This window comes from Halobacillus sp. B29 (genome assembly GCF_052246755.1).
In the GTDB taxonomy this organism is placed as follows: domain Bacteria; phylum Bacillota; class Bacilli; order Bacillales; family Halobacillaceae; genus Halobacillus; species Halobacillus halophilus.
The window spans coordinates 230,338-251,584 of record NZ_JBQQCM010000004.1 but is presented as its reverse complement, the minus strand read 5'-3'; the positions used below and the strand labels follow the sequence as shown (position 1 = coordinate 251,584).

Annotated in this window: 20 protein-coding genes; 16 read left to right on the top strand and 4 right to left on the bottom strand. The window is 44.2% G+C overall.

Going from position 1 to position 21,247, the window contains the following annotated elements:
- The first annotated feature begins 55 nt into the window (after window positions 1-55).
- Window positions 56-259, top strand: coding sequence for a hypothetical protein (locus tag ACTWP7_RS07465; protein WP_443122641.1), 204 nt, complete (start codon window positions 56-58; stop codon window positions 257-259).
- A 160-nt stretch (window positions 260-419) separates the two neighbouring features.
- Entirely contained in the window at window positions 420-1,067 is a 648-nt protein-coding gene (locus ACTWP7_RS07460) for a methanogen output domain 1-containing protein (RefSeq protein WP_443122640.1), read from the top strand.
- 163 nt (window positions 1,068-1,230) lie between these two features.
- Here ACTWP7_RS07460 and ACTWP7_RS07455 read toward each other — a convergent pair whose 3' ends face one another.
- Window positions 1,231-2,061: a LysR family transcriptional regulator gene (locus ACTWP7_RS07455; RefSeq protein ID WP_443122639.1), complete on the bottom strand. Its 831-nt coding sequence runs from the start codon at window positions 2,059-2,061 to the stop codon at window positions 1,231-1,233.
- Between the two features lie 196 nt (window positions 2,062-2,257).
- Between ACTWP7_RS07455 and ACTWP7_RS07450 the strand changes: the two genes are divergently transcribed.
- Window positions 2,258-2,602 carry a DMT family transporter gene (locus ACTWP7_RS07450; protein ID WP_443122638.1) on the top strand — a complete coding sequence of 115 codons (345 nt, stop codon included), beginning with the start codon at window positions 2,258-2,260 and terminating at the stop codon, window positions 2,600-2,602.
- Window positions 2,603-2,899, top strand: coding sequence for a DMT family transporter (locus tag ACTWP7_RS07445; RefSeq protein ID WP_014642878.1), 297 nt, complete (start codon window positions 2,603-2,605; stop codon window positions 2,897-2,899).
- A gap of 138 nt (window positions 2,900-3,037) precedes the next feature.
- Here ACTWP7_RS07445 and ACTWP7_RS07440 read toward each other — a convergent pair whose 3' ends face one another.
- Window positions 3,038-4,282 (bottom strand): YeeE/YedE family protein, encoded by a 1,245-nt coding sequence (locus ACTWP7_RS07440; protein ID WP_443122637.1) that lies wholly within the window; start codon window positions 4,280-4,282, stop codon window positions 3,038-3,040.
- A gap of 435 nt (window positions 4,283-4,717) precedes the next feature.
- Here ACTWP7_RS07440 and ACTWP7_RS07435 point away from each other — a divergent pair, with 435 nt between their 5' ends.
- Both ACTWP7_RS07435 and ACTWP7_RS07430 read left to right on the top strand, forming a co-directional pair.
- Window positions 4,718-4,954 carry a hypothetical protein gene (locus ACTWP7_RS07435; protein WP_014642880.1) on the top strand — a complete coding sequence of 79 codons (237 nt, stop codon included), beginning with the start codon at window positions 4,718-4,720 and terminating at the stop codon, window positions 4,952-4,954.
- A gap of 165 nt (window positions 4,955-5,119) precedes the next feature.
- Window positions 5,120-5,245 carry a hypothetical protein gene (locus ACTWP7_RS07430; protein ID WP_443122636.1) on the top strand — a complete coding sequence of 42 codons (126 nt, stop codon included), beginning with the start codon at window positions 5,120-5,122 and terminating at the stop codon, window positions 5,243-5,245.
- 74 nt (window positions 5,246-5,319) lie between these two features.
- Here the strand turns inward: ACTWP7_RS07430 and ACTWP7_RS07425 are convergent, their stop codons facing one another.
- Window positions 5,320-5,859 (bottom strand): 3D domain-containing protein, encoded by a 540-nt coding sequence (locus ACTWP7_RS07425; protein ID WP_443122635.1) that lies wholly within the window; start codon window positions 5,857-5,859, stop codon window positions 5,320-5,322.
- Window positions 5,860-6,273: 414 nt separating this feature from the next.
- Between ACTWP7_RS07425 and ACTWP7_RS07420 the strand changes: the two genes are divergently transcribed.
- The gene (locus ACTWP7_RS07420) at window positions 6,274-6,942 is read left to right on the top strand and encodes an SIMPL domain-containing protein (RefSeq protein WP_443122634.1); all 669 of its coding nucleotides are present in this window, start codon (window positions 6,274-6,276) and stop codon (window positions 6,940-6,942) included.
- Window positions 6,943-7,158: 216 nt separating this feature from the next.
- Here ACTWP7_RS07420 and tnpB read toward each other — a convergent pair whose 3' ends face one another.
- Window positions 7,159-8,283: an IS200/IS605 family element RNA-guided endonuclease TnpB gene (gene tnpB / locus ACTWP7_RS07415; RefSeq protein WP_443122633.1), complete on the bottom strand. Its 1,125-nt coding sequence runs from the start codon at window positions 8,281-8,283 to the stop codon at window positions 7,159-7,161.
- Between the two features lie 427 nt (window positions 8,284-8,710).
- Between tnpB and zupT the strand changes: the two genes are divergently transcribed.
- The 9 genes from zupT (at window position 8,711) to ACTWP7_RS07370 (ending at window position 21,128) form a co-directional block, all read left to right on the top strand.
- Window positions 8,711-9,517 (top strand): zinc transporter ZupT, encoded by an 807-nt coding sequence (gene zupT, locus ACTWP7_RS07410; RefSeq protein WP_443122632.1) that lies wholly within the window; start codon window positions 8,711-8,713, stop codon window positions 9,515-9,517.
- A 398-nt stretch (window positions 9,518-9,915) separates the two neighbouring features.
- Window positions 9,916-11,388, top strand: coding sequence for a CoA-acylating methylmalonate-semialdehyde dehydrogenase (locus tag ACTWP7_RS07405; RefSeq protein ID WP_443122631.1), 1,473 nt, complete (start codon window positions 9,916-9,918; stop codon window positions 11,386-11,388).
- 341 nt (window positions 11,389-11,729) lie between these two features.
- Window positions 11,730-12,620, top strand: a complete 891-nt coding sequence (locus ACTWP7_RS07400; protein WP_443122630.1) for a nitrilase-related carbon-nitrogen hydrolase — start codon at window positions 11,730-11,732, stop codon at window positions 12,618-12,620.
- Between the two features lie 137 nt (window positions 12,621-12,757).
- Window positions 12,758-14,131 (top strand): NAD(P)-dependent oxidoreductase, encoded by a 1,374-nt coding sequence (locus ACTWP7_RS07395; protein ID WP_443122629.1) that lies wholly within the window; start codon window positions 12,758-12,760, stop codon window positions 14,129-14,131.
- A gap of 27 nt (window positions 14,132-14,158) precedes the next feature.
- Entirely contained in the window at window positions 14,159-15,445 is a 1,287-nt protein-coding gene (gene preA / locus ACTWP7_RS07390) for an NAD-dependent dihydropyrimidine dehydrogenase subunit PreA (protein WP_422166668.1), read from the top strand.
- A gap of 24 nt (window positions 15,446-15,469) precedes the next feature.
- Window positions 15,470-16,885, top strand: coding sequence for a dihydropyrimidinase (gene hydA / locus ACTWP7_RS07385; RefSeq protein ID WP_014642890.1), 1,416 nt, complete (start codon window positions 15,470-15,472; stop codon window positions 16,883-16,885).
- Between the two features lie 803 nt (window positions 16,886-17,688).
- On the top strand, window positions 17,689-19,182 hold the full coding sequence (locus ACTWP7_RS07380; protein ID WP_443122628.1) for an NCS1 family transporter: 1,494 nt from the start codon (window positions 17,689-17,691) through the stop codon (window positions 19,180-19,182).
- Window positions 19,183-19,196: 14 nt separating this feature from the next.
- Window positions 19,197-19,433, top strand: a complete 237-nt coding sequence (locus tag ACTWP7_RS07375) for a hypothetical protein (protein ID WP_443122627.1) — start codon at window positions 19,197-19,199, stop codon at window positions 19,431-19,433.
- A gap of 111 nt (window positions 19,434-19,544) precedes the next feature.
- Window positions 19,545-21,128: a PucR family transcriptional regulator gene (locus ACTWP7_RS07370; protein ID WP_443122626.1), complete on the top strand. Its 1,584-nt coding sequence runs from the start codon at window positions 19,545-19,547 to the stop codon at window positions 21,126-21,128.
- The last annotated feature ends 119 nt before the right edge of the window (window positions 21,129-21,247 follow it).

Here is a 21,247-nt window from a genome sequence, read left to right as displayed (position 1 = left end):
CCGATCCAATTGAAAAAGTCCATAATTTTTTCAGGTTGAAAGGAAAAGGATGTTCATGAACCATTTTAAAAATAAACGATACTGGATCCTGATGCCTCCCTTTTTATTAATGACCGTGTTACTAGTAATTTTTCTCCCTATTGAATATAGATGGTACTCATTTTTACCGATTGTCGTGTTTTGGATTGTTTACTACACTTGGAACTATTATTCTGAAAAGGATAATAACATGCAAAATGACGAGCGTTCCCTCTACTAATTACTTTAATAATTCATCTTCATAAGCTGGATTAAGCGCGTCAGAACTTATTTATATAAATCTTGAAAATAATTGAAATTATTTTAAGATTTAAGAGTATCCGAATTACAAATTGGTAATAGAGAGGTATATAATAAGTCTAACAGGGAGGGTAATCAGCATGACATCGTCACTAAGCGGCACATTGTTCCTATCCAAACTGATCACTCAATATGCTCACTTACATGAACGCACAGTCGGCAGACATGCAGAAGAATATATACGGCAATTAGGTATTCGAACAGGAGAATGGATTGAGTCATTCTATAGCGAGAAAGATGAACAGTGGTCTGTGGAACGCTACGCCGAAGTTATTGTAGATATTAAAAACTCTATTGGCGGCCATTTCCGAATCGCGGAAGTACATCCGGACAAAGTGATTGTTAAAGCGACAGGATGCCCTTTTGGAGAAGTTGTCAAGGATGCTCCTCACCTATGCGCCATGACCTCGAGTGTCTTTGGAGGCATCGCCGCGCGACGCATGGGGTATGGAAAAGTTAATTTGAGAAAACGGATTGCCAAAGGAGATGCCGGCTGTGAAGTAGTCATTTACTTTCAACCGACAGATGAGGAAGAGGGAAGCGTTTATGAAAATCTGCCCATCACCCCTTCCTATGGAAATCCTTTTATCTGGGACGAGGAAGCGATCGAATCATTAGGAGAAGAACTCCGGAAAAGCGATGAGATGGTTGTGAAGTTACTAGATGAATTGGAGTCTTTAAAAGAAGAAGTCGAAACACTTAAAGCTGAAAAGAAATCACTCACATGATTTTTAGAAGGACTTTGCAATAGAGGCAAAGTCTTTTTTTGTGCTCTTCTGACGGCCCGATTGAGGAGTCGCACGGCCCTATTCCCCCATTTTAAATAAACTGAAGTAGGAATAAATTATACCGAATGCTGCAGCATTCGGTATAACATCCATTACGTGCCGCTTAATTCGTTAATTTTCCTTCTAAAAATTCAAGGATCGGTAAGGTAACTGCGTATAAATACATATTGCGTGCCAATGGCTGCCCTTTAATAGGGAGAAACACGACCCCTTTATACTCAATCTGCTCCACCATGATTTCAGGAAGATAAGCAATTCCAAGTCCGAGAGAAACGAGTCCCGCCATGGCATGGTACTGGGTTTCTATCGTTTCTCCTTTGAACTGCTTCTCCTCCATAATAGCTTTCAACTGACTGGTGAGGGAGCCTTCTGGAGGAATAATTTGTGGTTCTTCCATGCACTGTTCGATAGATACTTCTTCCAAGGAAGCAAGTTTTGAGGTAAGAGGAACGGCTGCCAGAAAGTTGTCCCTGAACAAAAACTTCGAGTAAAGGTTCGAGTAAGATGGCTCATCTTGAATGATCGCTGCGTCAATTTCGTCTGCTTCTAATAAAGGCAGTAAATCCCGACTGTTGTCTTTAATCGTCGTAACATGAAAATTCGTTTGGATGAGTTTATCGTAATGGCGGTGAATAAAATAGCTGCTAATCATAGGAGTGGAACCGAAGCGGATTTGATCATGGTCTCGATAATGATGAATGGTTCGATCGATTTGGGCAAATAGGGGCTTTAAATCTTTATAAAGCGCATCCCCTTTGTCTGTTAAGTCTACACCTCGCACGGACCGGTCAAATAAAGGGAAGCCAAGTTCCTCTTCCAGCAACTTCATTTGTTTGCTGAGAGCCGGCTGGGAAATATAAAATATTTCCGCTGCTTTCGTAAAACTTCTCCATTCAGCAATTTCCAAAAAGTACTTGATTTTGTGTAATAGCAACAGGATGCTCTCCTTTCTTTTTCTATAACTTATCGTAATGGAAGGGCTGATACAAAAGGTTTCATCATACAATAACTTCTATATTTTACTTTTAGTATAACTTAAAGTTATGATTTCATAAATTTTTTGTATTACCTCTGCGAAGGATTCAGGCGTTATTCTGTTAATAAGAGCAGATGAAGAAGGAGGTCCAATCATGAAAAACGTATATATTCTGTTGGGACTATCCATTATCTTAGAGGTAATTGGAGCTACTTTTATGAAGTACACAAGCGGATTCGAAAACGCAGCGGCCAGTGTGGTCGTCATTCTCAGCTATCTATTGGCATTGACTTTATATATTATTATTACGAAAAATCATGAACTGGGAATGATAAATGCTTTATGGTCAGGTGGAGGGGCGGCGTTAGTCACCATCCTCGGTATTATTTTGTTCGGTGAAACGACAAGTTTTCAAAAAATGGTCGGTGTAGCGCTAATACTTTCCGGCATTTATGGACTCAATACGAGAGGTCGTTCTATGAAAGGAGTGCATTCTTAAATGGGTTATCTAATTGCGGCGCTTATACTGGCAGCTCTTGGCCAGGTTACTGTGAAATTATCGCTTGGGTTCAAACGTATTCTTCCAAGTCTTCTATCCTTTGTACTGTTTGGGTTATGTATTTACTTTCTAACCCTTTCGGTTCAATATATTGAAGTAGGGATCGCCTACGCGGTCTGGTCAGGGGTATCCATTGCAGCGACAACCCTGCTTGGTATTTTATTTTTTAACGAAAAAATAACGCGAAGAAAACTGGTTAGCACGCTATTGATTCTAGTCGGCGTGGTTATTCTGTAAACATGCTCCCTATTAACTATAATCTCTGTTAAACGATAGTGATGATTTTTCAGAATAGGTTTATTAAGCTAGAGGGCCGGATTTAGTAAAAAAAGGCGCAGAGCTTATTACAAAGCTCTGCGCCTTTTTCTTAGAGAATCAGCACATGGAATCTTTCGGACTAGGATTCTTCAAACCAAACAACGGGCGGATAAACAAGGCGAGATACGTGCCGGCAAGCGCCATAATCATCCAAACCCAGCCGTGCAGACTGAAGGAGGCGATGCCGCCGAAATAAGCACCGATGTTACAGCCAAAGGCCAGACGGGCTCCGTACCCCATCAAGCCGCCGCCTATAATAGAAGCCGCTGCAATACCGGGTTTAATTTTTCCAGGTTTAAAGTTTCCCTGAAAGGAAGCGGCAATGAAAGCGCCAAGAATGATGCCGAAGTTCATCACGCTGGTGGAATCAGCCAGTACCGTTTTATTTAAAGCATCCGAACCTTGCCAGTACGTCCAGCTTGCGACATCTACACCAAAGGTCTGAAGGAATTTAGATCCCCAGAGGGCAAAGGCTGAGGTGATGCCCCATGGATTGCCGCGTACCGTCAGGGTGATCGCATTCAGTATTCCGAGAATAACGGCAGCGACAAGGAGCGGCCAAGCGCCTCTCCAGAGCTTCTTCCATCCGCTTGTCGTCGTTAGCGGTGTCATTTGCGGCGGGTTTTTCCTGCGTGCAAATTTAACGGTCGCTCCGTAGATCCCTAGAAAAATAAGAATCTGCAGAACCCAGCCGCCGAAGTAGCCTAAGCCTGTGCTTTCTGCAAGAGAAATGGCCGGCAGGGACGGTAGGTCGCGCCAGAAACCTATGTGATAGGCGCCGAGTACAGATCCTCCGATAAATCCAAGAAGCGTTAGGAACATGGAAGATTTACCGCCGCCAACCGTATAGAGTGTACCAGATGCGCAGCCGGATCCCATCTGCATGCCGATTCCGAACATGAAGGAACCAGCGACGACGGCTAACCCGGCTGGAAAGACATACCCTTGCGGTGCAACGCCTGTAAAGCTGAAGCCGGTTGCTAAAATGATGGCAAACAGCGTGGTAGCAACGGCGAGCATAAGCATATGAGCCTGAAGCCCCTGCACGTTACCAACGGAAATTAATCTTCTAAAGGCAGAAGTAAAACCAAAACGAGCGTATAACAAGGCTAGACCAAAGGCTAACCCTATAACGAAAAGAACGCCCTGCGTCCATGTTGTGACTTGAACAATCGTGATAAATAGTAGTGCAGATATAAGAACACCCAGCCAGACGAACGGTTTTTGAACTGGTTCCAGTTCGCCTACAGCCGTGGAAGACGGCCGATTTTCGTAGCTGGTTTGAGAAACAGCTTGAGCCATAAGTTAAAACCTCCTAATTCCTATTTGTTTACTTTGTTTTATAACTTTCATTATTGTAAGGGATTGTCCTTCTAAATGTAAATCGTTGTGCATAGAATGAGATAAATAAAAAGAAATACAGTCTTAACGAAGACTTAACACTTTCAGTTTTGGACAAGTGGTACACTATGAGTGAAGACAGGACAACTGATTAATAATAAAATTTGGAGGGATGTCTTATACCTGTCGCTTGCCTAACTTTCAGTCGTTGGTTTTTCCTTGGATCCATTAAATCAAGTCGAAGAACTTCCTGGCGAACATCTGGCGCACCTCCCCCAGCTTGATTACATAATAAAGCCGCGTCCTTTAAAGGCGCGGCTTCTTTTGCGTATTTCACGATTAAAGCAGAGGTGGGGAGGGTAAAGAGTAAATATCTTACATAAAAGGAGTGGTACGATGGCAAGTAAGAAAGAATGGCAGGTAGTCTTTTTGCTCGATAGTAAACGAGTAATTACGCATGAGTTGGATTTAAGTGAGGCGATGGATCAGAGGGAGGCTTCTGAGTTTATTGTGAAACAACTGGACCGCGGTTCCTGGTGGTTCCTTGAGGACGGGGTCGTGCTGCATACGAAAGCTGTCGAAGGCTTCTACTTAGAAGAAGGTGCCGACAGAACCGATTTCTCCAGAGAGTAAGGATAAAAGCTCAGCTTCGCTTTAAAATGGAGCTGGGCTTTTTTTGGTAAAAGTGGTGCTCTGAGATATTTAAAGGGAGCGCATCCAGATTTTACGTTAAAAACGGAAGGGATAACGATAGAAGATAAGGACAGCCATTCCAAATTTTCGATGGAAGTGTCCTATATGAATAAAAAAAGCGGAGAAAGTAAAACGATGGAAGTTCGAGGCCAGGCACAAACGAATGAAGCAGGGAAAGTTACCAGCATAAATTATATTAACGTGGACGAGCTTTACTTGGTCTTAAGTTGAACCTAACACAACCCCCTGGTTAGAAAACCAGGGGGTTGTTACTTATCCATTATAAGCTTTTAAAGAGCTATTAATTAAGATTGAATAATTTCGACCTGAACGTCGCGGCGTCCAAAGTCAAACGCTTCGTCTTTTTCTGGCAGGAAGACATCGATGCGGCGGCCTTCGATGTCAGCACCGATATCGCCGGCAACGGCCACCCCGTAACCAGGTACTCTCACTTTAGAACCCAGCGGAATCACATCGGGATCTACGGCAATTACTTTTTTGTCAGGATTGGCACGGAGATCAATTCCTGTAGACGTTTTGCCGCTGCATCCGTCACAAAAAGCTGTATAAGCAGTAGCCTCTACGGTTACCGTGCGTTTAACTTCTGTTTCAGATTTTTCTTCTTTATCTTTTGAGGCTGAGGGTTTCTTGTCTTCTTTTTCAAATCGTTTATGAGTTGTCGATTTTGTATCAAGTTCAGATGATTTTTTGTTAACTTCCTGCGCTGTTTCGGCTGGCTTGTCCAGTTCTTCGGCAGCAATCGTTGATTGGGAATTAGGGCTGAAACTTAAGATTCCTAAGGTGTAAAAAGCAACAGAGAAAAGTAGAATCCAGGATTTCTTCATGACGATTATCCCCTTCCAAAAGTTTGACTGTACGAAGTATAGCAATCAAATAGATGTATATACAAGGTATTTTGTAAGACATTTGTATTACATTTATGTAACAAGAATTGTTGCTTCGTGATTCAAATGGAAGAGCCGCATCTCACCGTTGCGACTCTTAGTCATGCTATTTGGATGTGCCTCTTCTTTTCTTTCCGCAACAGGAAGTACGTGATGGTTTTCTTTTTGGCTGATCGTTGTTGGGCCGGTTACTCATAAAAAACACTCCTCTCGCTTTTGAGATACTTTTATTCTATGCAGCACCCCGTTCCCACGGCCGTGCTCTTCTCACGATTATTTTTACACAGGGAATATTTTCACAGGTGCACACATGAAATAATAGTAGATGACCTTAAGGAAAGGTGGCCTCCTAACATGAATAGTCTTTCTTACCAGGGGCTGATGCGGGATACTCAGGAAGGGCGGCGTACAATTACGGTCCACGGCGAAGGCTACGTACTTACCCGGCCGGACACAGCCAGTGCTCAAATAGGGTTCGTTAATCAGGATACGGACATTCGCAAAGCTCAATCATTGAACAGTTCCACCATCCAGCAAATCACCGATGCGCTGGTTCAAGCAGGGATCCCGCAGGAGAATATCCAGACCTCTGAGTATTCCGTATCGCCTCAGTATGATTTTGTTGATGGAAAGCAGGTATTCAGAGGATATGAAGTGACACATATCCTTGCTGTGACAATCGAAGACGTCGAGCAAACCGGTTATGTCATTGATACGGCTGTATCGAATGGTGCAAACCGGATAGCCAGTATCCAGTTCACCCTTAAGCGTCCTCAAGCTGCTTATCAAAAAACGTTACAAATCGCTCTGGGGCACGCTTTGGCAAGTGCTCAGACAATTGCTAACACGATGAATCTTAAGCTTGATCAAACTCCAATTCAAATCATTGAAAAAGATGGAGGAAGGGCGGCGTCCCGGTCGTTTGCTCAGGCCGAAATGGTAAGCAGCGGTGCTGTTCCGATTGCACCGGGAGAACTAAAGACATCTGCGCGGGTGGAAGTGAAGTTTCAGTACAAATCTTAAGGTAATATTATTTACTATAATTTAGTTATGTAAATAAAGTAGGACCCCTTACACCTAGACATTGGCTGATGGTTCACTTCAAGTGACTTAATCGTTGGGAAAAAAGACTGTATTAATACCCTTGATTAGTCCATTGAACTACCCCCACTTACTCGCTGACGCTCCTTGAAGTAGGGGGATTCCTAAGAGCACAAACCTAACGGTTCGTTCAAATGATTAGGCTAGCCCCGTCGCACCGACGGTTGGAAGGATCCTTTGAATCTCCTTCAATATATTGAAGCTCGCATTTAGATCGCGGTTGTGGTGGCTGCCACACTTCGGGCAATCCCACGTTCGAACAGCGAGATTCTTCACCTCACCGTTTTGGTATCCACAATAGGAACACAGTTGCGAACTCGCAAAAATTTTCGATACGGGTATCAATTGTTTTCCGTACCATTCTGCTTTGTATTCGAGCATAGTAGTGAACATCGACCAGCTCACATCACTAATCGATTTGGATCGTTTTCGGTTTTTGAGCATATTGGAAATTTGGAGATTTTCTACCCCAATCACATCGTGGTTTTTGATGATTTCGGTAGAAATCTTATGCAGATAATCTTTGCGAGAGTTCGTAATCTTTTCATGGAGTCTGGCTACTTTAATCCGTTGCTTATGCCAATTCGAAGATCCCTTTTCCCTTCGGGAAAGGATACGTTGAGCTTTTGCTAGTTTCTTTTCGGTCTTACGTAGGTATCGTGGGTTTTCATAGGTGGTGCCATTCGAGAGAACAGCGAAGTCTTTCAATCCGAGATCAATACCCACAGAGGAGTTGGTTTTAGGAAGTCTCTCGACTTTTGTATCAACAAGAATAGAAACAAAATGTTTACCTGAAGGATTCCGCCTAACAGTTGCGCTTAAAATACGCCCTTCTACTTCACGACTCTTAGCAAACAGCACCCAGCCTACCTTTGGTAGCTTCACTTTATTACCGACTATTCTGATATTGCCTTTGTTGTATTGAGCGGTATAAGATTGCTTTCTATTCTTTTTAGACTTGAACTTCGGTCTATTGTTAAGTTTCTTAAAAAAACGATCGAAAGAATCTGCAAGATTCCTCAACGAATTTTGCAGAGCTGTACTATCAACTTCTTTTAACCATTGGAAATCTTGTTTGATTTGTGTCAGTTGTTTATTGCATTTTGCATAAGACAAACCTTTACCAGAACGTTTGTAAGCATTGTTCCACTCGGAGAGGAAATGATTAAACACAAACCGTGAACATCCGATGGATTTAGCAATTAACGTTGTTTGTTCTTTACTAGGATAAATGCGAAATTTATAAGCTTTGTGCGTCACCATTTCCACCTCCACACAGGAACTTACGTTCTCGTTTTAGTATAGCATATAGCCTTAAGAATAGAAAACGAAAACCTTCGCCTGAAGGCGAAGGCATTCATCTCCCCCTTACCGCCGGTCTTCGACACAGTGCTTGAAGAGGGAGGCTTCTGCCGATAAATGCTAAAAGAGGATCAAACAACTGCATTAGTCATTTAAAACGAGAGGCAAACATGAATAAAAGCGAAGCACAGTCCTCCCTCGGGCTGTGCTTTTTTCATTTTATGGAACTAGTTCTGGATAGGCGAATAGGGTAACTCAGAAGATATATATTTCCAGTATCATTTTTTAAATAGGCACATAAAATATTACTACAGCTAAAAAAGTTGCATTAAGGAAAAACTTGATTTACAATGATTCTAGATTAGACAGAGAAGAAAGGGAGAGACAAATGGAAAATTTATTATTAGCCTTTGGTTTAACGCTGCTTGCCGGGTTAGCCACAGGGATCGGAAGCGTACTAGCGTTCTTTACAAAAACGACAAATACTAGATTTCTTTCATTGGCACTTGGATTCTCAGCAGGAGTCATGATTTACGTATCGATGGTGGAAATCTTTTTCAAGGCACAGGATTCACTGGTAAATGCTATGGGGGAAGTACCTGGTAAGTGGATTACCGTCGCCGGTTTCTTCGGTGGAATGGTCGTCATTGCTGTTATTGATCGATTGATTCCAAAAGCAGGAAATCCGCATGAAGTGAAAAAAGTGGAAGATATGTCAGCTTCTGAGCCAGCTGTCGATCAATCTCATTTATTAAAAATGGGGACGTTCACAGCACTGGCGATTGCGATTCATAACTTTCCAGAAGGGATCGCCACTTTCACAGCGGCGCTGAACGACCCCAGCCTCGGTATCGCGATTGCAGCGGCGATCGCCATTCATAACATCCCAGAAGGAATCGCTGTTTCCGTACCGGTCTATTTTGCCACAGGGGATAAGAAAAAAGCCTTCAAGCTTTCTTTTCTTAGTGGACTGTCCGAACCGGTCGGCGCTATACTTGCGTATTTAGTTCTGATGCCATTCTTGAATGATGTAATGTTCGGAATCTTATTCGCCGGAGTTGCCGGAATCATGGTATTTATTTCACTTGATGAACTGCTCCCAGCCTCCCGTCGTTATGGCGAAGCTCATTTATCCATCTATGGCGTGGTCGCCGGTATGGCGGTTATGGCATTGAGTTTACTATTGTTTATCTAAATCTTATATACGGTGCTTTTAAATGTGAAGGTTGGGCGAGGATCGGAATCTGACGGCCCGAATGATGTAAAGCATGGCCCAATATTGAGGTAGATCATGCCTAATTCACGCATTTAATCGATAGGGATCTCATCTACCATTTTTTTCTGAAAAGCATCGAAGTCGAGTCTTCCGAAAAATTTTAATAAAAACCGTCCAATCGATAGTTGGACGGTTTTTTGTATGCTCTATTATGTAAAGCTTCCTGCTTTTTCATTCCCTCCCAATTCCACAGAGACCGTCATAGTGTCAATTAGATGAGATATTCATTTTACACTTCGTCCATTGATGTTGGAATTTTCTGAATTTATAATGAATCTGAGCAAAAAAGAACAGAATCTACCAATTGAGGTGAAAAGATGGAGACAACTTTCTCGAAGTCGAATCAGGTGGTCATTCAGAATTTTATTAATGGAGAATGGGTTTCGTCTGAAAGTGGGCAAGTGGAGAATGTGCCCAATCCCGCTACAGGAGAGATCATCGCAAGTGTTCCTATTTCATCGAAAGAGGACGTAAATAAAGCTGTACAATCGGCAAGACAGGCATTTAAAGATTGGAAGAAGACGCCTGTTCCTAAACGAGCTCGTATTATGTTCAAATACCAGCAGCTTCTCACGGAAAATCGTGATGAGTTAGCCAAAGTGCTGACCCAGGAGAACGGAAAAACGAAAAAAGATGCCACGGGCGAAGTCCAACGGGGAATCGAGTGTGTAGAATTCGCTGCCGGAGCGCCGAGTTTAATGATGGGGGATGTGCTGCCGGATATCGCGGAAGGTATTGATTCCGGAATGTACCGTTATCCAGTCGGCGTAGTAGGAGGAATCACCCCTTTTAATTTCCCAATGATGGTTCCTTTATGGATGTTCCCACTGGCGCTGGTGTGCGGCAACACCTTTGTCCTGAAGCCTTCCGAGCGGACACCGATTCTTGCGAAAATGCTAGTCGAGCTCATGCATGAAGCTGGATTGCCAAAAGGAGTACTGAATCTGGTGAATGGGGCTCATGATGTCGTGAATGGTCTGCTTGAGCATGAAGAGATTGATGCGATATCTTTTGTCGGATCTCAGCCCGTTGCGGAATACGTATATAAAACGGCTGCGAACCATGGAAAACGTGTGCAGGCACTTGCCGGTGCCAAAAATCACTCCATCGTATTGCCGGACTGCAACCTCGATAAGTCTGTCGAAGGAATTGTGAATGCAGCTTTCGGGAGCGCGGGGGAACGCTGTATGGCGTGTTCCGTAGTGGTAGCGGTCGGCGAGGTTGCTGATTCACTGGTTGCCAAACTGAAAGAGGCTGCTGATCAGTTGAACGTAGGAGATGGGCTAGCGGAAGAAACGAACTTAGGTCCGTTAATCCGTGAGTCCCACAGAGACCGGGTGCTCGGTTATATTGAATCCGGAGAAGAAGAAAACGCGAAGCTTGTTCGTGACGGGCGGGTAGAACTCCGGGAAAATGAATCGGGCTATTTCTTAGGGGCGACGATTTTCGACTATGTGACCGAAGATATGAAAATTTGGAAAGACGAAATCTTCGCACCAGTTCTAAGTATCGTACGCGCCGATACCTTAGATGAAGCCATCGAGACGGCCAATAAATCTGAATTTGCGAATGGCGCTGTCATCTATACCTCAAGCGGCAAGGCTGTGCAGCAGTTCAGAGAAGAGATGGATGCGGGCATGCTCGGCGTCAATGTAAATGTTCCTGCCCCAATGGCTTTCTTTCCTTTCTCTGGTAACAAGAAATCATTCTATGGAGATCTTCATGCCAACGGAAAAGACGGGTTGAATTTTTATACGAAGCGGAAAATGCTGACTCAACGCTGGTATTAATGGACTGAAAAAGCGGAAGGCGTAAAGACTTCCGCTTTTTTCAATTTATTTTGTTTTTCTTAATTAATCCTTCCTTTAAACAGATCCTTACGTGCATTTTTCCCACCCCTTTATTTTTACAAAACGCATAGTCGTTCCAAATTAACATTTTACAGTATGTATAATGGCAAATTGATAAACTTACGGTAAAGTATATATAAATTACAAAATATTCAGCTAATATAGAAAATTCAAAATAAATAGGAGGAGGTGAATCAGTAAGGATCGTAACGATGAAGATTTTACACAGGTGAAAGCCATTTTAAAAAATAAGGGATCCTATTACATAAGGAGGAATTTACGTGTCCGATAAAGTCCAAATTGGGTTAATTCAAGCTTCTCACGATGTTGATGGAAATGAACCTGTCGAAGTACACAAACAGGAATCCATAGAAAAGCATATAAAACTGGTCCGTGAGGCAGCCGAAAAAGGGGCGCAAATCATATGTCTGCAGGAAATTTTCTATGGCCCCTATTTTTGCTCGGAACAAAACTCAAAGTGGTACGATGCAGCAGAAGAAATTCCAAATGGTCCGACAACACTCCGGTTTCAGGAACTTGCCAAAGAATTAGGTGTCGTCATTGTCCTTCCTATCTATGAAAGAGAAGGAATTGCGACGTATTATAATACAGCAGCTGTCATCGATGCTGATGGATCGTATCTAGGTAAATACCGCAAACATCACATTCCTCAGGTGGGTGTAGGGGACAAGGGATATGGATTCTGGGAGAAGTATTACTTCAAGCCTGGAAACCTGGGGTATCCCGTATTTGATACAGCATTTGCTAAAGTCGGCGTTTATATTTGCTACGATCGTCATTTCCCTGAAGGGGCACGAGTGCTTGGATTAAACGGGGCGGAGGTCGTTTTTAATCCGTCAGCTACTGTAGCTGGTCTGTCCGAATATTTATGGAAGCTTGAGCAGCCGGCTCATGCGGTCGCAAATGGTTATTATTTAGGAGCTATTAACCGTGTTGGTTATGAAGGTCCTTGGAATATGGGTGAATTTTATGGCCAGTCCTACCTTGTGGATCCGAGAGGAGAGTTTGTGGCAACCGGCAGCCGGGACCAGGATGAAGTCATCATTGGTGAAATGAATAAGAAGTTTATTCGGGAAGTCCGAGATACGTGGCAGTTTTACCGGGATCGTCGTCCAGAGACGTACGAGAAGATGGGTCAGCTTCTGCCGTAACAGAGAATTCCAGAATCCTAGAAGAAGTTCTTCATAGAGCAAAGGAAAATAGATTACTTTTCCCTATGTAGGACTTCTTTTGTATAGCCATGCATCTAAATCAGCTGGCAAGTATCTATTAAAGGAGGTTCATTGCATTGACTCAGTTAAAAAGCAAAGGGATATCTCTAGAGAACTTGAAATTAAACTTCGAGGAAGTACACGAAGGGCTTAACAATCAGGAAGCGATAGAAGAAGCTAACCGCTGCTTGTACTGCTATGATGCTCCCTGTATTAAGGCTTGTCCGACAAGCATTGATATTCCGAAGTTTATTAAAAAGATTGCTTCTGGAAATCTAAAGGGATCGGCCACGACGATCATGTCTTCGAATCCTGTCGGTGCTACGTGTGCCCGCGTCTGCCCGACCGAGGAGCTTTGTGAAGGAGCGTGTGTATTAAATCATTCCACGCAACCCATTTTGATTGGTGATCTGCAGCGGTTTGCGACCGACTGGGCCATCAAGAACGAACAACTGTTATTCAAACCTGGAGAAAAGAATGGCATGAAAGTGGCCGTTGTGGGAGGAGGACCAGCTGGTTTATCGGCAGCCCGCGAACTTGCCCGGTTCGGCTATGAGGTAACGATTTTTGAAGCAGAGGCTGAGGCTGGAGGGCTGGATACGTACGGCATCGTGTCATTCCGGCTGCCGCAGGATATTTCCCGCTGGGAAGTTGATCAGGTCCGACAAATGGACGTTGAAATCCGGACAAACACTAGAGTCGGAACCGATATTACTTTTCAAGAATTATCCGAGCAATATGATTCGATTGTCCTGACTATAGGTATGGGGAATGTCCCGATGCTTGGAATTGAAGGGGAAGAACTGCAGGGTGTGCATGATGCGATTGAGTTTGTTAAGAGTACGAAATCAGGACCTCTCACTGAGGAACTGCTCGGTAAAAACGTAGTTGTTATCGGTGCAGGCAACACGGCTATTGATGCGGCAAGCTGTGCAGCTCGAAAAGGGGCGGCAGATGTGAAAATTGTGTACCGCCGTACCGTGAAAGAAATGACCGCTTATGACTTTGAATACGATTTTGCCAAACAGGATAATGTGGAATTCAACTGGCTTACCCAGCCAATCGAAATCATTGGGGATGAAACGAATCAGGTGACGCACCTGAAATGTGTGAAGATGGCGCTGGGCGAACCGGACGCGGATGGACGGAGAAGACCGGCCCCGGTGGAAGGTTCTGAATTTGTCATGGAAGCCGATGCCGTGATTAAAGCGATCGGACAGACACGCTATTCCGATTTAATTGAGGACTTCGGTCTGGATCATGAAGGCGGTGTCGTCAAAGTGGACCCTGAATCCCTGCAAACGTCCCACGCTAAGGTTTTCGCTGCAGGAGACGTAATTTTTGCAAAAGGACAAGGGGAAGCCATGGTAGTGACAGCCGCCCAGCAGGGTAAAGTAGTCGCCATGGCCATTCATAAACAGTTAGCTCCCGCACCCACAGCCGCGATGTAAAACTACTATTTCAGGAGGCGTAATGATATGGCTGATTTGAGTTTAAATCTTGCAGGAATAAAATCTCCCAATCCCTTTTGGCTGGCTTCGGCACCTCCAACCAACTCTGGGTACCAGGTGCAGCGTGCATTCGAAGCCGGGTGGGGTGGAGCCGTTTGGAAAACGTTAGGGGAACCAATCCTGAACGTTACTTCACGCTTCGCCGCCGTCGGTTTTAATGGTCAAAAAGTAGCTGGGTTCAACAATATTGAACTGATTACCGATCGACCGCTGGAAGTGAATTTACGAGAAATCTATGAAACGAAAAAGAGGTTTCCCAATCATGCGATCATTGCTTCTCTAATGGTCGAACCTACCCAGGAAAAATGGCATGAAATCGTGAAGCGTGTGGAGGAAGTCGGCGTGGACGGCCTGGAGCTGAACTTCGGATGTCCGCATGGTATGGCAGAACGGGGGATGGGTGCTGCATCCGGTCAGGTGCCGGAGCTCGTGGAAAAACAAACGATGTGGGCGAAAGAAGTGGCTGAAACACCGGTCATCGTCAAGCTTACCCCGAATATTACGGACATTACCTTTACAGCACAGGCGGCCGTAAATGGCGGGGCTGATGCGGTCAGTATGATCAACACCATTAACAGTCTTGCCGGAGTGGATATTGATACGTGGGATACGATTCCAAACGTAGCTGGGAAAGGCGCCCATGGCGGCTACTGTGGTCCGGCCGTGAAGCCGATTGCGCTTAATATGGTAGCGGAATGTGCGCGTCATCCGAAAATTAATGTTCCGATTTCCGGGATGGGCGGGGTTTCAAGCTGGCGGGAAGCCGTCGAGTTTATGCTGATGGGAGCGACAGGCGTACAGGTTTGCACAGCCGCGATGCACCACGGTTTTAGTATCGTCGAGGATATGAAAGACGGGTTAAACAACTATCTGGATGAAAAAGGTATCGATTCGGTCATGGATCTTGTAGGTAAATCCGTAGAAAAGTATTCGGACTGGGGCAACTTGGACTTGAACCACCAGATTGTTGCCAAAATCAATAATGATGTGTGCATCAACTGTAATAAGTGCCATATCGCCTGTGAAGACACTTCCCACCAGTGTATCGACATGCTGAAAGATGAGGATGGCAACGATATTCTGAGGGTGCGTGAGGAAGATTGTGTCGGCTGTAACTTATGTTCTATCGTCTGTCCGGTTGATGGGGCAATCGATATGGTGGACTATGCGAATGGTAAACCGCCGATGACATGGAATGAAAGACAGGCAGCGATTGGCGCAGCCTCATCCTGTGAAGTGGATTTGATCAAATAAACATAAATAGTGTGGAGGGTTATGATGAAGAAAATTATTAAGAATGGAATCATTGTCACAGCAGCCGATACGTATAAAGCGGATATTATGGTCGAAAATGAAAAAATTGTATTGATTGGACAGGATCTGTCGGATTCTTCAGCTGAGATTATCGATGCGAAAGGCAACTATGTCTTTCCAGGAGGGGTGGATCCTCATACCCATTTAGAAATGCCGTTCGGCGGCACGGTGAGTAAGGATGATTTTGAGACAGGCACGATTGCTGCAGCCCATGGCGGAACGACGACGGTGATTGATTTCTGTCTAACAAATAAAGGGAAGCCGCTTCAGGATTCGATCGATCAATGGCACGCGAAATCACGCGATAAATCCGTTATTGATTACAGCTTCCATTTGATGATCAGTGAAATGAATGACAGCGTACTGGAGCAGCTGCCAAGCGTCATTGAGGATGAAGGAATTACCTCTTTTAAAGTATTTATGGCTTATAAAAATGTCTTTCAGGCCGATGATGAAACCTTATTCCGCACACTGGAAGAAGCGAAAAGACTCGGCGCTCTCGTGATGGTGCATGCCGAGAATGGCGATGTAATCGATCACTTAGTTAAAAAAGCCCTTGAGAAAGGACAGACCGACCCGATCTATCATGCTTTAACCCGTCCACCAGAAGCGGAAGGAGAAGCGACTGGCCGTGCTGCTCAACTAACCGGACTCGCGAACTCACAGCTTTACGTGGTGCATGTCTCGTGTGAAAACGCGGTCGAAGAAATTTCAAAAGCGAGGAAGAAAGGCTATCAGGTGATTGGGGAAACGTGTCCACAGTACTTAGTGCTCGACCAAAGCTACTTAGAAAAACCAAATTTTGAAGGAGCCAAATACGTATGGTCTCCGCCTTTACGGGAGAAGAAGCACCAGGACGTGCTATGGAATGCGCTGAAGACAGGTGAACTGCAGACATTAGGATCCGACCAATGTTCCTTTGATTTCAAAGGGCAGAAGGATTTAGGGAAAGGCGATTTTACGAAGATTCCAAACGGCGGTCCGATTATCGAAGACCGGGTCAGCCTGCTGTTCTCTGAAGGGGTGAAAAAAGGGAGAATCAGTCTAAACCAGTTTGTGGATATTACTTCCACACGGATTGCGAAGACATTCGGTATTTTCCCTCAGAAAGGAACGATCAGTGTGGGAGCCGATGCAGACCTGGTCATCTTTGATCCGAATGTCGAGCGTACGATATCGGTTGAAACGAGTCACATGGCCGCTGATTACAATCCTTTTGAAGGGATAAAAGTGACCGGTCAGCCTGTCAGCGTGCTTTCGCGGGGAGAGTTCGTCATCCGTGATAAGGAGTTTGTCGGGAAAATCGGATCCGGTAACTACCTGAAGCGTGCCCGATTCGGTGAACTCAAACAGTCCCAGGAAGAACTGTATCAAAACTAGTCCTGCCTTACGGATAACAAGAATAAAGCAGCCCGGCTTTTGAACCATAAGGTACTGTTAAACGTCAGTGTTGATTTTACAGTAAAGCTCCCGGTACTTGAAGACTCAATTTAAAGACAAATGGGTCCGTTATGGAAAAGGCGACTAGGGTTGGTTGGGAAATAACTCGCTTTCCTGCGGGGGAACTTACAAGCCTCCTCAGTCGTTTCACTCCCTGTGGGGTCTCGCCTCGCTCCTTCTCCCGCGGGAGTCTCATCATTTCCCAACCAACCCAATATGGTTATGAAGAACGTACCCTTCTTTAGAAGTACAGCTGGTGGACTTGAGTCTTTCTAAATCCATCTGTGACAGGAGCTTATCGACGAAGCCCATGGGAGAAATAGGAGCTCATAGCATTTAGCTCATGTTTCTATACAAAACAAAAAGATTTTCGACATCGTTTCGAGTTACTTATTTCAGCAAGGTCCGGAGGGGAACGGAGAGACTCCTACGGGATGCACATGACAGGTGAGATCCCGAAGACGCAAAGCCTGAGGAAGCTCACCGCATGGGATGTTCGACTAAGATCGCCACGTCCTGTGGCAACGTCGAACGACCCTGCGTCGTGCAGGGCCGGAAAGCGACTTGTTCCCCGCAGGACCTAATTTTCCCAATAAAGTCTCGAAACAACGTCTACCACTATAAAGCCCGATTGTTTAATAATCTTTTGAAAAATCAACTGTCAAGTTTGATAGAACCAACTATGAAAAGCCGGGTGGCTGCTTTACAATTCCCATGTATCATAATAGGAGGATTCCATATCTATGGATAAAAAAGATAATCATTTAAAGTCTCCGGACCTTATGCCTATTCCTCACCACGAAAAGAAAATCGGCACCCTTGGATTTACGTTTATGTGGATCGGGATGGCTGTGGTGTTAGCCGCCTTTGCCATTGGTGGAGCAGGCGTCCAATCTATTTCACTCATCTGGGTGGTACTCGGAACGCTTCTTGGGACCCTGTTGATAGGGTTCGCCATTACACTGACCGCAGATATCGGCATTGAACACGGTATTTCGTTTCCCGTCTACATGAGAGCTCCTTTTGGAACACTTGGAACCCACTTCCCTTCTGTAGTCAGAGGGCTGGCTGCATCGATGTGGTTTGGGATCAACACGTTTTTTGGCTCTACAGCTATTAATGGAATCTTAAATATCTTAACAGGCTTTGACAACTGGTTTGTCTGCTACGTCCTTTTTGCCTTATTCCAATTATTTAATACAGCGCTTGGGATTAAAGCCGTAGAGAAATTCGCCGATCTGGCAGCCCCGATCATTATTTTAATCGGTATCTGGATGTATTTTAATCTGGCCGGTGAAGCTTCAGCTCAGAACAAGGATATATGGGGATGGGTTGAGAGCCCTGTTACAGGGGGAGCAGCCTTCACGGCTTTTGTCATTGTCGTTGTGAGTAACATGGGATACTGGGCAACACTTGCGGCCGATATTTCGTCCATTTCCCGGTTTATTAAAGCGCCCAAGCATGAAAGAAACTGGGTAAAACGGAACAAGGGAGCTTTGGTTGGAAGCCTGGTCGGTCTGCCATTGACACAGACCTTCATTGTCGTTCTTGGCGCAGTCTCGTATATTGCCGTATCGAACTTTGACCCGGTTGTCGCCCTTCAGGAATCGGCCAGCGGACTCGTCCTGGGTATTCTGCTCTTAATGATTGTACTGGCCCAGTGGTCCACCAACGTATCGGCTAATATCGTACCGGCAGCGACCATCTTCTCGAATGTCGGCGGACCGAAGCTTCCTTTCTGGGCCGGAGTGTTTATTGCCGGTTTGATTGGCACAGTCATTCAGCCATGGAGTGTATTCAATCTGCTGATTCCGGTCTTGCTTATTGCGGCTGCTATCCTCTCCGTGATCGTCGGAATTATTTTCGCCGATTATTACCTTTTGAGAAAACGGAGAATGAATGTCCACGATTTATATAAAAGTGGAGGGCAGTACCGCTACGATGGCGGCATCAACTGGGCGGGCGTCATTTCCTGGGCAATAGGCAGTGTCGCCGCTTACACGTTCAGTACCTATTCCTTCTTTGTAGGATTTGGAGTCGGTGCTCTTCTTTACTACGTGCTTGCTAAACACTGGTATTTCAAAAAACATCCGCAGGCGGAGATTGAAAACCCTAGTGATGAAGAATACCTGGGCATAACGGTCGGGCGTGACTGGAATATCGGGGAAGGCTTTGCAGAAGAGAAAATTGGCCGGAAAACAGGAACAGAAGCAGCCCCGGCTAAAGTCGATGTTTAACGAGGAGGAGAATGATGTCAACTTATCAGGAGTTTGAAATCGAACGTGAAAAAATAGACTTTTTATTAGAAAAGGGTTACACCATTAAAGGTGTGACAGAGAATTTGAGCGGGGCATTTGTAGAGTTTGAGTACAAGGGAAATGATCCGGAAAAAAGTAAAAAAGAGCGGTTGCTTATACTTCATCCAGACTCTCGTAAATACTTTTCTACTATTTTAGTTCAGCAGCAACGACAAAAACAAGTTCAATAGAAGGACTGTTAGAGGATGAGCTTAGGCTCATCCTCTTATATTTGTTAAATTTTCTCACAATTAGTTAGATTTTTCTGGTGCTTTGTAGTACGTTTGAAGAGGGGTATTTCTATGAAGTATCGCATATCACTAGAGAACATATTGGATCGAAAGCTTTTTGCTTCAGCGAAAGTCGTAGCTGGTCAAAAGGGGATGGACCGCCAAGTAAAGTGGGTTCACGTGTTTGAAACGATCGAAGTCCGAGGCAATTTGAAGGGCGGCGAATTAGTATTAGCAACAGGGTTTGGGTGGAAAGATGATGAAAGCCTGTTTCTGAATTTATTGGAACAAATGATTCAGCGGAACGTAGCAGGAATCTGCATAGAACTGGGAAGCTTCATTGATCACATATCGGAAGAAGCGATCCAGCTTGCTGATAAGCACGACTTTCCGATTATTATTTTTGAAGAAGAAGTTTCATTCGTTGACATTACTCAGGACATTCATGCGCACTTAATTAATCAGCAGTATGAATTAATCACGAATTTAGAAGACTACTCTCAACGCTTAAATAAGCGCCTATTAAAGATTGATAACTATTTCGAAATTCTAAAAAACTTACAGCAATATGTGAACTGCCAGTTAATTTACATCGCAAAGGATCACAGGGTGGTCACAATTCCTGCTCTTAGAGAAAAAGAGAGGGAATCCATGCTTGCCAGTATCCAGAATTCCTCATCGAAACAACTGGTCAAACAGACCGTACAAGTATTTGAACGGGAGTTTGCGACCATTTACTTAATATCCAGCTGCCGGGAATTCACCGAATTTGAATCCCTTCTTCTGGATCGTACAGCAACGGCTTTGGCCCAGTATTTATTGCGGGAACTTTACACAGAGGAAAAACGGAAGGCCAGGGAAACCGAATGGCTTCTTGAATGGCTGCAAGGTGAGCATAGTCCTGAAGAGATTAAAGACCACTTATCCTTTTACAAAATCCATCAGCCGGTTTCAGGAGCTGTCGTCCTGACGGTAAAATTAAAAATGGCAGAAGGCCGTGATAACAATTTAGACCTGGCGTACTTGAATATGCTGATTCATAACATCTTTGATCAAAATGGATATTTCGTTTTTGCCGTCGAAAAGCGTCATTTATTAACCTTTATTCTGCTCAATAAAAAAGGGGAAGAAGATTGGAAGATTAGAATTAAAAGAGGAATTGAGCGATTGAAGAAAATCAGTCTGCTCAATGATTCCAGCATTGATTCGTTTCAAATAGCCGGAGGTAAATTTGTCAGGGAACTAAATCTTCTGCACGAGAGTTTTCAAACTGCTCAGGAAACCTTGTCGATTCAGAATAAAATGCCGGCTGGCCACTTTAAATATTTTTATGAAGATATGCACATGTATCGGCTGATCTCGCTCGTACATAAACATAGCAACTTAAACGGACTGGTGGAGGAGTATTTAGAGCCGATCATTCAATATGATCAGAAGCACAATGCGAACTTATTAGAAACGTTAAGGGTTTATCTATCCTGCAACGGGTCCAAAAAAGAAACAGCGGACAGAGTTTTCGTGGTTCGCCAAACCTTATATCACCGGCTTGAGAAACTGGAAAAATTGTTAGGATCCGACTTCATGGAATCGGAAAAAAGACAGGTCCTTGAGTTTGCACTGCTCGCAAATGAGTATCAAAAAACCATTTACAGCTAACGACTTTTACTATTCACACTTATAGACGGGTGTTCACTTATTCTGACATGGAATAAGTGTTTTTTTATGGACTCAAATCCAAGTGGAGAAGGTGGAAGCATCTATATAATAGAAGAAAC

Excerpts from the sequence above, each read along its gene's own strand:
- ACTWP7_RS07465 (WP_443122641.1), top strand. The coding sequence starts at position 56 with ATGAACCATTTTAAAAATAAACGATACTGGATCCTGATGCCTCCCTTT.
- ACTWP7_RS07460 (WP_443122640.1), top strand. The coding sequence starts at position 420 with ATGACATCGTCACTAAGCGGCACATTGTTCCTATCCAAACTGATCACT.
- ACTWP7_RS07450 (WP_443122638.1), top strand. The coding sequence starts at position 2,258 with ATGAAAAACGTATATATTCTGTTGGGACTATCCATTATCTTAGAGGTA.
- ACTWP7_RS07445 (WP_014642878.1), top strand. The coding sequence starts at position 2,603 with ATGGGTTATCTAATTGCGGCGCTTATACTGGCAGCTCTTGGCCAGGTT.
- ACTWP7_RS07440 (WP_443122637.1), bottom strand. The coding sequence starts at position 4,282 with ATGGCTCAAGCTGTTTCTCAAACCAGCTACGAAAATCGGCCGTCTTCC.
- ACTWP7_RS07435 (WP_014642880.1), top strand. The coding sequence starts at position 4,718 with ATGGCAAGTAAGAAAGAATGGCAGGTAGTCTTTTTGCTCGATAGTAAA.
- ACTWP7_RS07430 (WP_443122636.1), top strand. The coding sequence starts at position 5,120 with ATGAATAAAAAAAGCGGAGAAAGTAAAACGATGGAAGTTCGAGGCCAG.
- ACTWP7_RS07425 (WP_443122635.1), bottom strand. The coding sequence starts at position 5,859 with ATGAAGAAATCCTGGATTCTACTTTTCTCTGTTGCTTTTTACACCTTA.
- ACTWP7_RS07420 (WP_443122634.1), top strand. The coding sequence starts at position 6,274 with ATGAATAGTCTTTCTTACCAGGGGCTGATGCGGGATACTCAGGAAGGG.
- tnpB (WP_443122633.1), bottom strand. The coding sequence starts at position 8,283 with ATGGTGACGCACAAAGCTTATAAATTTCGCATTTATCCTAGTAAAGAA.
- zupT (WP_443122632.1), top strand. The coding sequence starts at position 8,711 with ATGGAAAATTTATTATTAGCCTTTGGTTTAACGCTGCTTGCCGGGTTA.
- ACTWP7_RS07405 (WP_443122631.1), top strand. The coding sequence starts at position 9,916 with ATGGAGACAACTTTCTCGAAGTCGAATCAGGTGGTCATTCAGAATTTT.
- preA (WP_422166668.1), top strand. The coding sequence starts at position 14,159 with ATGGCTGATTTGAGTTTAAATCTTGCAGGAATAAAATCTCCCAATCCC.
- hydA (WP_014642890.1), top strand. The coding sequence starts at position 15,470 with ATGAAGAAAATTATTAAGAATGGAATCATTGTCACAGCAGCCGATACG.
- ACTWP7_RS07380 (WP_443122628.1), top strand. The coding sequence starts at position 17,689 with ATGGATAAAAAAGATAATCATTTAAAGTCTCCGGACCTTATGCCTATT.
- ACTWP7_RS07375 (WP_443122627.1), top strand. The coding sequence starts at position 19,197 with ATGTCAACTTATCAGGAGTTTGAAATCGAACGTGAAAAAATAGACTTT.
- ACTWP7_RS07370 (WP_443122626.1), top strand. The coding sequence starts at position 19,545 with ATGAAGTATCGCATATCACTAGAGAACATATTGGATCGAAAGCTTTTT.